General features: G+C 43.2%; 11 protein-coding genes. 5 read left to right on the forward strand and 6 right to left on the reverse strand.

The window, feature by feature from the left end; all coding sequences use genetic code 11:
- The 3 genes from ACP45E_RS01605 to rlmE form a co-directional block, all read right to left on the reverse strand.
- On the reverse strand, nucleotides 1-173 hold a 173-nt coding region (locus ACP45E_RS01605; protein ID WP_158008357.1), incomplete at its 3' end, for a dihydropteroate synthase.
- Between the two features lie 71 nt (nucleotides 174-244).
- Nucleotides 245-2,230 carry an ATP-dependent zinc metalloprotease FtsH gene (gene ftsH, locus ACP45E_RS01610; RefSeq protein WP_065577313.1) on the reverse strand — a complete coding sequence of 662 codons (1,986 nt, stop codon included), beginning with the start codon at nucleotides 2,228-2,230 and terminating at the stop codon, nucleotides 245-247.
- A gap of 108 nt (nucleotides 2,231-2,338) precedes the next feature.
- Nucleotides 2,339-2,968 (reverse strand): 23S rRNA (uridine(2552)-2'-O)-methyltransferase RlmE, encoded by a 630-nt coding sequence (rlmE, locus tag ACP45E_RS01615; RefSeq protein ID WP_017036720.1) that lies wholly within the window; start codon nucleotides 2,966-2,968, stop codon nucleotides 2,339-2,341.
- Nucleotides 2,969-3,095: 127 nt separating this feature from the next.
- Here rlmE and yhbY point away from each other — a divergent pair, with 127 nt between their 5' ends.
- A complete protein-coding gene (gene yhbY, locus ACP45E_RS01620) occupies nucleotides 3,096-3,392 on the forward strand; it encodes a ribosome assembly RNA-binding protein YhbY (RefSeq protein WP_017036719.1) in 297 nt (98 codons plus the stop codon).
- 83 nt (nucleotides 3,393-3,475) lie between these two features.
- Here the strand turns inward: yhbY and greA are convergent, their stop codons facing one another.
- A complete protein-coding gene (gene greA / locus ACP45E_RS01625) occupies nucleotides 3,476-3,949 on the reverse strand; it encodes a transcription elongation factor GreA (RefSeq protein WP_017036718.1) in 474 nt (157 codons plus the stop codon).
- 428 nt (nucleotides 3,950-4,377) lie between these two features.
- Between greA and ACP45E_RS01630 the strand changes: the two genes are divergently transcribed.
- On the forward strand, nucleotides 4,378-5,367 hold the full coding sequence (locus tag ACP45E_RS01630) for a porin (protein ID WP_017038641.1): 990 nt from the start codon (nucleotides 4,378-4,380) through the stop codon (nucleotides 5,365-5,367).
- Nucleotides 5,368-5,495: 128 nt separating this feature from the next.
- Nucleotides 5,496-6,959: a serine-type D-Ala-D-Ala carboxypeptidase gene (dacB, locus tag ACP45E_RS01635; protein ID WP_069584628.1), complete on the forward strand. Its 1,464-nt coding sequence runs from the start codon at nucleotides 5,496-5,498 to the stop codon at nucleotides 6,957-6,959.
- 117 nt (nucleotides 6,960-7,076) lie between these two features.
- On the opposite strand, the gene ACP45E_RS01640 is transcribed toward dacB, so the two are convergent.
- The gene (locus ACP45E_RS01640; RefSeq protein ID WP_017040790.1) at nucleotides 7,077-7,922 is read right to left on the reverse strand and encodes a magnesium transporter; all 846 of its coding nucleotides are present in this window, start codon (nucleotides 7,920-7,922) and stop codon (nucleotides 7,077-7,079) included.
- A 429-nt stretch (nucleotides 7,923-8,351) separates the two neighbouring features.
- On the opposite strand from ACP45E_RS01640, the gene ACP45E_RS01645 reads away from it, so the two are divergent.
- Nucleotides 8,352-8,768, forward strand: a complete 417-nt coding sequence (locus tag ACP45E_RS01645) for a YbaN family protein (protein ID WP_017036713.1) — start codon at nucleotides 8,352-8,354, stop codon at nucleotides 8,766-8,768.
- 41 nt (nucleotides 8,769-8,809) lie between these two features.
- On the opposite strand, the gene tyrS is transcribed toward ACP45E_RS01645, so the two are convergent.
- Nucleotides 8,810-9,997, reverse strand: a complete 1,188-nt coding sequence (gene tyrS, locus ACP45E_RS01650; RefSeq protein WP_017036712.1) for a tyrosine--tRNA ligase — start codon at nucleotides 9,995-9,997, stop codon at nucleotides 8,810-8,812.
- A gap of 129 nt (nucleotides 9,998-10,126) precedes the next feature.
- On the opposite strand from tyrS, the gene ACP45E_RS01655 reads away from it, so the two are divergent.
- Entirely contained in the window at nucleotides 10,127-11,422 is a 1,296-nt protein-coding gene (locus ACP45E_RS01655) for a peptidoglycan DD-metalloendopeptidase family protein (protein WP_017036711.1), read from the forward strand.
- Nucleotides 11,423-11,524 lie beyond the last annotated feature (102 nt).

Raw genomic sequence — 11,524 nt, forward strand, 5'->3', positions numbered from 1 at the left:
CCGATGTCGATAATGCTCACCCCCGCGGCTATCATCTTATCCGCTTGTGCTATCGCTCGCTCTAGAGAGGAGAACTGTCCTCCATCAGAAAATGAATCCGGTGTGACGTTGAGAATCCCCATAATTTGAGGAGTGGAGAGATCTAACTGTTTGGTGTTTGCTGTTATTTTCATAGCTCTAATTATAGATAGCTCTAAAACACAAAAACCCCGAGATATCTCGGGGTTTACATTAGTGAATATGATTACTCTGCGTCTTTTTTATCTGCAGGTTGCTCATCATTACCGTTCGCTTCAGTAGACTTATCTTGAGTAGACTGAGCTTTCGCTTTGTCATCTTCAGATGCTTTGTCTTCTTCAGGCTTTTTCGCTGACTCTTTTTCGATATCAGCTTGAGGTTTGTCTTGATCGCCCCAGCCAGCAGGTTCACGAATCTCTGATTTGCGCTCCATTAGATCGTCAATTTGGCCTGCATCAATGGTTTCGTACTTAACCAGTGCGTCTTTCATTGCATGCATGATATCCATATTGTCTTCTAGGATCTGTCTCGCTCGAGCGTAGTTACGGTCAATAAGAACACGAACTTCATCATCGATGAGTTTAGCGGTATCGTTTGATACGTGCTTAGTTTGCGTTACTGATCGGCCTAGGAACACTTCGCCTTCGTCTTCTGCATACAACAGAGGACCGAGTTTTTCAGAGAAGCCCCACTGAGTGACCATCTTACGAGCAATATCAGTTGCACGTTCAATATCGTTGGATGCGCCTGTGGATACTTTATCCAAACCATAGATAAGCTCTTCAGCCAATCGACCACCATAAAGGCTAGAAATCATCGACTCTAAATGTTGACGGTTCATACTTACACGATCTTGCTCTGGTAAGTACATTGTCACGCCTAACGCACGGCCACGTGGAATGATTGATACTTTGTACACAGGATCGTGCTCTGGTACTAAGCGTCCAACAATAGCGTGACCTGCTTCATGGTATGCAGTTGATTCTTTCGTGTCTTCAGACAAGACCATTGAACGGCGCTCTGCACCCATCATAATCTTATCTTTCGCCAATTCGAACTCAACCATAGAGACATTGCGCTTGTTGCTACGCGCTGCAAACAATGCCGCTTCGTTCACAAGGTTAGCAAGATCAGCACCAGAGAACCCTGGTGTACCACGAGCAATAAGCGACGGTTCAACATCACCTGCTAGAGGAACTTTGCGCATATGAACTTTCAGGATTTGCTCACGACCACGTACATCTGGCAAACCAACCACCACTTGACGGTCGAAACGGCCAGGTCGAAGCAATGCTGGATCCAATACGTCCGGACGGTTAGTTGCAGCAATGACGATGATACCTTCATTACCTTCAAAACCATCCATTTCAACCAACATTTGGTTCAATGTTTGTTCACGTTCATCATGACCACCACCAACACCGGCACCACGTTGGCGACCAACAGCATCGATTTCATCAATGAAAATGATACATGGCGCGGCTTTCTTCGCTTGTTCAAACATATCACGAACACGAGAGGCACCTACACCAACAAACATTTCTACGAAATCAGAACCTGAAATAGTGAAGAAAGGTACTTTTGCTTCACCCGCAATGGCTTTCGCTAAAAGTGTTTTACCCGTACCAGGAGGACCCACCAAAAGAATACCGGTTGGGATTTTACCCCCCAACTTTTGGAATCGGCTAGGATCACGCAAGTAATCAACCAGCTCTTTCACATCTTCTTTAGCTTCATCACAGCCTGCGACATCACCAAATGTCGTTTTGATCTGTTCTTCGCTCATCATACGAGCTTTACTTTTACCAAACGACATCGCGCCTTTGCCGCCGCCGCCTTGCATTTGACGCATGAAGAATATCCATACACCAATAAGTAAAATCATAGGGAACCAAGAAATAAAGATAGTCCCTAGAAGGCTTTGCTCTTCTGGAGGTGTACCTTGAACTTTCACATTTTGGTTAATGAGGTCATCTAGAAGCTTCTCATCATATACCGGCATGTATGTGACAAAACGAGAGCCACCTCCACGACGAGTAAAGGCAATTTCTTGACCTTTAAAAGTTGCTTCCTGAATCTGGCCTTGGCCAACTTCCTGTACAAACGTGGTGTAATCTACTGATCTGCCATTACTTTCACCAGGGCCAAAGCTCTGGAAAACTGACATTAAAACAACAGCAATAACAAGCCACAGAATTAAATTTTTTGCCATGTCACTCAAGGTGTAAGCCTCTCGATAACTAATTGTAATTAAAGGTAGGGTACTACAGTTTAACACCTGTAGCTATAGTGTTAACGTTCGCCTTTAGTGGCGAAATGGTTAACCTTTGTAACCAGTGGCTACGATGTAGACTTCTCTCGAGCGAGCTCTTGAGGAATCTGGCTTTCTTATTTTTACTACTTTAAACAAGCTACGTACTTCTTTGACATAATCATCGAAGCTTTCGCCCTGGAAAACCTTAACAGCAAAGCTACCATTAGGTGCCAGAACTTGTCGACACATATCTAAAGCTAATTCCACTAAATACATGGAACGAGGCTGATCAACGGACGCATTTCCAGCCATATTAGGTGCCATGTCTGACATGACAACATCAACCATACTTGGTTGAATTCTATCGAGTAACGCTTCTAATACAGCATCTTCACGAAAATCACCCTGTAAAAAGCTTACACCAGCAATGGGATCCATAGGCAGTAAATCACAAGCAATAATTTGCCCTTCATCACCCACTATTTTAGCCGCGTATTGAGACCAACCACCAGGGGCAGCCCCCAAATCAACAACCGTCATGCCAGGGGAAAATAACTTATCTTTAAGATGGATCTCTTCCATTTTAAAGTAAGCACGAGAACGATAGCCTTTTTTACGAGCTTCATTAGCGTACTTATCGTCGAAATGTTCCTTCAACCAACGACCTGAGCTGGCTGAGTGTTTTTGTTTACTCATTAGATACCTAAATTAAAGGGCAAAAACCCAATCGCAATTAACTAAGACCAATAAATTATAGTCTTCAGCATTAGATGGCGTTAAAATAGCTTTTTTCAACCCTAACCAAAAATAAATTGGCCGCATAATGAACTTAAGCACCAAACAAAAGCAGCACCTTAAAGGCCTAGCGCACAGTCTAAAACCTGTCGTGCTTATGGGCGCGAATGGACTCACCGAAGCTGTTCTAGCGGAAATCGAAATTGCTCTTGATCACCACGAATTGGTCAAAATTAAGATTGCTTCTGAAGATCGTGATACTAAGCAACTGATTATTGACGCTATTGTTCGTGAAACTAAAGCAGAAAAAGTACAATCTATTGGCAAAGTACTGGTCCTATTTCGTCAATCAGAGCAGCGTAAAATCGAAATCCCACGCAAATAATTTGTCTTTTGATTATTGTAGTGTGAAAAAAGGTCGCATGATGCGACCTTTTTAGTATCTGTAGCGATTAGTCGCCGGACAAATTAAATATATTCTACTTTATCTATTTCAAAGTCTTTCTCACCGCCCGGTGTAGAGATAACGACCTCATCACCTTCGTGTTTGCCAACCAAACCACGAGCAATTGGTGATTTCACTGAAATACGGCCCGATTTAATATTCGCTTCATCTTCAGAGACAATTTGGTATTTCACTTCTTCATCGGTATCAACATCGATCAACGTAACGGTAGTACCGAAAATGATTTTTCCGGTATTTTCCATTTTCGTCACATCGATAATTTGAGCTACCGATAGCTTATATTCGATATCGCGGATCTGTGCTTCACAAATACCCTGCTCTTCTCGAGCGGCATGATATTCAGCATTCTCTTTCAAATCGCCTAGTTCACGAGCTTCACCAATTGCGGCTGAAATAATCGGACGCATCTTAAGTAATCTTTCTAATTCATCACGTAGCTGCTTTTCGCCACGCACAGTCATTGGAACCTTTTCCATATATACCTCTATGCCAAAGGGAACTTTGGACAAAACAAAACCCCCCGAACCATATTTATTCAGGTGGTTTATTGGTGGATCAACTTTCTAGTAGTGTAAACAAACTTGTCTGCTAAATCATTAAAATTTACTTGGATGGAATCTCAAAATCGCAATCCTAACGATAGATTAACATGAGAGATTCGCACTCCCTATAATTTGGTTTCATGCTCTCTTAAGTAAAATTCCATATCACCGCTAGGTCTAAGAAATTCTCGTTCTCGACATTCTCATACTTTTTAGCACAAAAACCCATCAATTGAACTTATGACATAAATCTTACATATGAAACTTGATTTAAAGCCGTATAAGGCCGAGGATACATTGGCACAGAGGTTGAAGTACCTCGCAAAAGTAACTATTTATGGACAACAAAATAGGACAATAAAATGAACAAGACTCTAATTGCTCTAGCGGTGGTAGCTGCAGCAGGTACAACAAGTGTTAATGCGGCAAACGTATACAGTGCAGACGGTACAGAACTTAATGTTGGTGGACGTGCTGAGTTCCGTGGTGACTTCATTGGGAATGGCGGTAAGGAAATTGAAGGTACAATGGCTAACCAAAGCCGTTTTCGTTTAAATGTTGGAGGTACGACTCAAATTTCTGACACGTTAAGTGGTTTTGGTTTCTACGAAGGTGAGCAAGGTGTCCAATCTTCGGCAGATAACTCATCAACAACGAGCTTCAAACAACGTTACATGTTTGCGGGCCTTCAAGGTGACTTTGGTGCGGTATCATTTGGTCGTCAAGATACTGCTGCTGTACAAATTTCACAAATGTCAGATGTCACTACTTTTACTGGCGCACAAAAAGAGTTCATTAACGCTGGTAACGAGCAGATTAACAACACGATCGCTTATGCTGGTAACTTCGACGCACTTAGCTTAAAAGCAAGTTACATTGCTGGTGAAGACAAAAATACGGATGGCTACGGTATTTCTGCTATTTACACTTTGCCAATGGGCTTAGGCTTCGGCCTTGGCTACTCAGGTGGAGACAATGGTGAAAACAAAGGTTCAGGTGATGCAATCATTGCTGGTGTAAACTATACACTTGACTCTCTTTACCTAGCGGGTACTTACACCACAGGTGATCAAGATGATAAAGCTAACACTGAATTCGACGGTATGGAATTTGCCGCCGTATACGGTTTTGGTAATGGTTTCGCCCTTAAAGGCGCTTACCAAAAGACTGAACTTAAAGATAATGGTGTAAAATCTGAAAACAGTGACTTCTTCGAAATCACTGGTGATTACACATTCAACAAAAATATCAATGCATACGTTGCTTACATGCTGAACAACATGAGCGAAAGCTCTGTTGGTGCAAAAGACGCTGAAGATACACTTCGTCTTGGCCTAAAATATTCATTCTAATTTCAAGCAATGATACCTTAAGGTCTGGCAAATGCCGGACCTTTTTCATATCTACGGCATGTTCCCTTTGCCTTATCTTCCTCACTCTTTATACTAAAATCATCCACTTTTTAAGGACTACATTAGAGATGGTCTTCCCACTACAGCTCCAACTCAACAAGTTATTTTTGCTCTCAGCCTTGGCATTTTCAGTACTACTGAGCTCTTATGCAATGAGTTATGAACCCGTACAAACACTCCCAGCGGGTAGCAGAAATAGCTTGATATTAGAAAGCCTCTCTAGCCCTAAAGCAACTTCTCTGTCAGAAAATACCGAGCAACTATTCCCACCAGCCAGTACCTTAAAACTGGTCACTGCGCTCGCAGCCAAACTGGAACTTGGCGATAACTTCCATTACCAAACCTCACTTTTAAGGTATCAAGACGACTTAATTATCCAGTTCTCAGGCGATCCCACCCTGACCACGCAAAACCTGCGCGACATGCTACAAAGCGCCAAAACCAGGGGAACTCACCAAATCAAGGGGGATATTTGGCTCGATAATTCAATTTTTTCTGGGTACGATCGCGCGGTAGGATGGCCTTGGGATATTCTTGGGGTGTGCTACAGCGCACCAGCCAGTGCCATCACTCTCGATGAAAACTGTGTTCAAGCGTCCATATATACGTTGGATACTGGCTTAACACGAGTATACGTTCCCGAGCAGTTTCCTATTCATGTCTCCACTAAAGCACGGACCGTCAGCAAAGTAGAGCAAGAAAGCAGCCAATGCGACCTAGAACTCCTTGCGAAAAGTAATAATCAGTACCAACTCAACGGTTGCTTAGTGGAGCGAAGTAAACCTCTTCCACTTAAATTTGCTGTACAAAGCCCAGAGCAATACACCACACGCATGGTCTACACCCTTTTAAACCAACTGAATATTGAACTCTACGGTTCAATAAAAATAGGGCGACCAGACTCTTCATTTGATGCTTCTGCAACAACACTTTTGACGCAGCATAAGTCGGCAACACTACCCGCACTGCTCGATGTCATGCTCAAGAAATCCGATAACCTAATTGCGGATAACTTAACCAAAACCATTGGTCAGCATTTCTACCTCCAGCCAGGCAGTTTCAGTAATGGAACGTCAGCCATGAAACAAATTATTTGGGCTAAGACTGGGATTAATTTGGAACAAGCACGGCTGGTCGATGGCTCTGGGCTTTCTCGTAACAATCGATTCACCAGTCAAGATATGGCGTCGATATTACGGTATATCTGGATACATGATGATGAACTTAATCTTGTTCAAGCCATGCCAACGTCAGGAAAAACAGGAACGCTGCAATACCGCAGCAGTATGCGTAAAGCACCGATTAAAGGGCAGATCATTGCCAAGAGTGGTTCCGTGTACGGCAGTTATAATATGGCAGGGTACGGGTTGGATAAAAAAGGGAAGCCTAGCTCGTTATTCGTTCAGTTCGTCACTGACTATCACCCAATAAAATCAAATAACAACAAACCTGTTATCGCTCCTATTACTCAATTTGAGCAATATTTCTACAAAGATATCGTCTCATTCAGCCAGCAAGTGTCCAAGCCATAACAAGGTGAACCTTACTTTTAAGTTTAACCAGGAATCGTATTTAGCCCTTGCTTGTCTCGTCCTACAATAGATCCACAAAGCAATAAGGGCTAAATGCGTATTAAAGTCTTACCATTCTTAGGCAATACCTAGAAAATAATTCACGACAGTGAAATAGATCCACATTCCTGAAATATCGACAATTGACGCGAGTACCGGGCTAACTAGAACCGCAGGATCGAGCTTAACGGCTCTTGCTACGATAGGTAACACACCACCGAGTGTGGTTGATAAGGTTACCTGAATAAACAGCGCAACAGCAATCGCCAGTGCAATGACATTTAGGTCAAAGCCACCTGCAGACGCCGGATCGCTAAACAGCAGGATTCGACCAACCATCACAATGGAAATCGCCAAGGCCAAACAAACGGCCACACGACTTTCTTTCCAAAGTACCGCTAACCATTGTCTTTTTTTAAGCTCTCCGGTAGCTAGAGCTCGAATGACTAGGGTTGCAGCTTGAGTCCCAGTATTGCCACCCGCAGCAGCGATAACCGGCATGTATATCGCCAGTAATACCAACTGACTCAATGTATCTTCATATTGTGCAATGATTAAACCTGACACAATGCCCAATAAAGCCAGAGCAATGATCCAACCAATACGTTGCTTAACATGCTCCATCACACTGGTGGTTAAGTATCCTTCAGCCGTTTCCACTTCCGAATGAATCATGCCCAGCTGGTGAGCGTAGTGTCTGGCTCGTTTGTCGTTCCCTTCCCCTTCTAGCAAACTGATAAGTTGTTGCACATAACCCACAGAGCAGTGATGCAATATCGCCACAGCTTCTTCAATGGGCATGACCGTTAAAAGATGTAACTGCTTCTCTTGGTCATATTGCAAAAAAGCGTTACGCGCAGCACCAATCTCTTCATGAGAAAAGTGAGGTGTGTCTTCAATGTAAGTATTGTTCATTACCGTCATGGCGAATCTCCCGATTGGCAAAGGTAACGACCATCACGCATAAGTGTTTATAGCTATTGTTAAAAGCTATAAAAAACCCTACAACACAAATGCGTTGCAAGCTTATGGTGTCTAGAAAGAGATGGAGAAAAATACAGGGGGGAAGATGAAACATGCCCTACCACAAAGGTAGGTGCGGAGATCGCCAATACCGAAGTGGTTACTTTTCTCCCTTCATACTAGGAGGATGGTCGGTATTGTTCATAGTTAGCTCCGAATAAACTGCTCTAACAGCAGCGGGGCGAATGGTATCAAACCTATGCAAACAGGTCAGCTAAATTTCGATTATTTCTCTTTTTCACTTAAAAATTTATGGTTGATTCATTGCCAATTCAAATTGTTTCATCCCATACTCTAATAACAATAACCAAACAATATGCTAGGTGAATAATGACAGATGAAAGGAAACGTCGCCCACTTTCCAAAGCGTACATAAAACGCAAAGGCTACATCTGTATAGGGTGGACCAGTGTGATTCTTGGAACCATTGGCGTAACCGTCCCACTACTGCCGACTGTTCCTTTTATCTTGCTGGCTCTTTATTGTTTTGGTTCGGCTTCACCCAAATTTCAACAATGGCTTCTCAATCACCCAAGACTCGGTACTCTCGCTCGCAGATTAAAAGAAAATCAGGGGCTTACTCCGACAGAAAAAACACAATCTCTGGTTGTTATCTGGCTCTCTATGGGCAGCGTTTTATACTTCATCGCTTATGGCACGCACTGGCAATATGCGATCATCACACTGTTACTATTTGAGACCTGGTTTATCTTACGGTTTAAAACCTGCACAAAAAAAGCGCCCTAAGGCGCTTATCTATCACTATCTACGTATTGCTATCGCACAGTTTACGCGATGGTAATACGAGCAAACTTACGCTTGCCCACTTGGAATACGTAAGTACCTACTTCCGGAGCGAACTTAGCGTCTGCTACTTTCTCACCTTCAATCTTAGCTGCGCCCTGCTTAACCATACGCATCGCATCTGACGTTGATGCACAAAGGCCTGCTTCTTTTAGAATATTGCTGACCGGTAATCCCGCTTCGAAGGTAAACTCAGGCATTTCATCAGGAATTTGATTCTTAGCAAATCGGTTAACAAACTCTTGCTCGGCTGCATCTGCATCTGCTTCAGAGTGGAAACGCGCAATGATCTCTTTGGCAAGAAGTACCTTAATATCACGAGGGTTTTTCCCTGCTTCAACATCCGCTTTAAACTGCTCAATTTCTTCTAATGGACGGAAAGACAGAAGCTCGTAATAGCTCCACATCAGTACATCTGAAATAGACATGATCTTACCGAACATCTCACTCGGTGCTTCGCTCACACCGATGTAGTTGTGGGCAGATTTAGACATCTTTTTCTCGCCATCTAAGCCGACAAGTAGAGGCATCGTCAACACAACTTGTGGTTTCTGACCGTGACCTTTTTGAAGCTCACGACCCATTAGCAGGTTAAACTTCTGATCCGTACCGCCCAATTCAACGTCTGTTTCCATTGCCACAGAGTCGTAACCTTGCAGTAGTGGGTACATAAATTCATGAATCGCAATTGGCTGACCACCTGCATAACGCTTTTTAAAGTCGTCACGCTCAAGCATACGAGCAACCGTTAAGTTTGAGGCAAGACGAATCATACCTTCCGCGCCCAGCTCAGATAACCACTCAGAGTTAAACTGAATTTTGGTTTTTGCTGGATCGAGAATTTTGAACACCTGTTCTTTATACGTTTCCGCATTGCGAAGGACATCTTCACGAGTCAGTGGCGGGCGAGTTGTATTTTTGCCCGTTGGATCACCAACCATCCCTGTAAAGTCGCCAATCAAGAAAGTCACGTCATGGCCTAGCTCTTGGAACGCGCGCAGTTTATTTAAGATAACGGTGTGGCCCAAGTGGATATCAGGCGCCGTTGGATCCGCACCCAGTTTAATTCTTAGTGGTCGGTTCTCTTTTAGCTTCGCAATTAACTCTTCTTCTGGAATTAATTCGTCAACACCACGTTTTATTTCTGCCAATGCAGCTTCGATACTCGCCATTCTTGTTCACTCCCACAGATTTGGCAAAAATTTTATAGTTTGCCATCTTACGCGAATAGCGATGTTTTTTGAAACCAGTTAGACTAAACAGCTAGCTATTTTATTCACTTTTATAGAACGAACGCTAAAATGCTGTCTATTTTCAATCGTCTTCCATGGGTTCACCGAGCGCTAATTGCCTTTTTTAGTGCCATTGTGGCCATTGCTATTTTCTTTCTTCCCGATCCTAAAGATTTACGTCAGGAGAAAAACACCTACGAGATAGGCCGGCATTATCCGCTCACGATGAATGCCGAGGCACTTTCTCCAGGTGCGTCTATTTCTCCTTCTGCTGTATTACGCTGGGAGAAACATACGATTGGATCTGGCGAAAGTGCGGCTATTTTATTTCAAAGGCTCGGCCTCTCTTCTCGCCTTCTCTATCAATTGACCACCACCAATGATGATATAGAGAAACAACTCACTCGCATTAAACCTGGTGATGTCTTTCAATTTGGTTTTGATGAAAACAATGAATTGGTTCAATTGAAACGAAAACTCAGTGCTTACGAAACCTTTATCGTTTCCAAAACAAGTGACGGGTTTGAATCTACGTTTGATAAAAAAGAACTTCAGTATCAGTACAACTACGCCGAAGCGGACATTACCTCTAACTTCTGGAATGCAGGTGTCAATGCTGGCTTAACTGCCAACCAAATCATGGAGTTAGCCGGGATCTTTGGTTGGGACATCGACTTCGCACTGGATATACGCAGTGGCGACCAATTTAAGATGCTTTATCAGGAACAGGTCGTGGAAGGTGAAGTCATCGGTAGAGGTAAGATTATTGCCGCTATATTCAAAAACCAAGGCGATACCTTTACCGCTATTTTGGATGACAATACCGGAAACTATTACGATGAAAATGGCAGAGCGATGAAAAAAGCATTCTTACGATCGCCTGTCGATTTTCGTCGGGTAACATCGAACTTTAACCCTAATCGTCGCCACCCAGTCACAGGTAAAGTAAGAGCTCACAGAGGAACCGACTACGCGGCACCTGTCGGCACGCCAATCTGGGCTGCTGGTGATGGTATTGTTCAAAAATCGAGTTATAACCAGTTCAACGGTAATTATGTCTTCATTCGTCATAGCAACACCTACATCACTAAATACCTGCACCTCCAAAAAAGAAGAGTGAAGACAGGCGATCGAGTAAAGCAAGGGCAAACCATAGGAACATTGGGTGGAACCGGGCGCGTTACTGGCCCTCACTTGCACTATGAGTTTCTTGTGAACGGGGTACATAAAAACGCTCGTACCGTGAAGCTTCCTGAATCTAAATCGCTAACGGGTAAAGCGAAAGCGACCTTTATAGCCAATGCTGAGGTACGATTAGCAAAACTAGACCGTTACAGTGAACTTCTTTTTGCTAGTCATAATTAGTTGCCCGCTTAAGTTACCGTTGCTCGTTTAGGCCCTGAGTTAGCCACGATACCTTTACCCAATAAAAAACCCATCAATTACCATTGATGGGTTTTTCGTTAA

The sequence above is a fragment of the Vibrio genomosp. F10 str. 9ZD137 genome, assembly GCF_049974785.1.
Classification (GTDB): Bacteria; Pseudomonadota; Gammaproteobacteria; order Enterobacterales; family Vibrionaceae; genus Vibrio.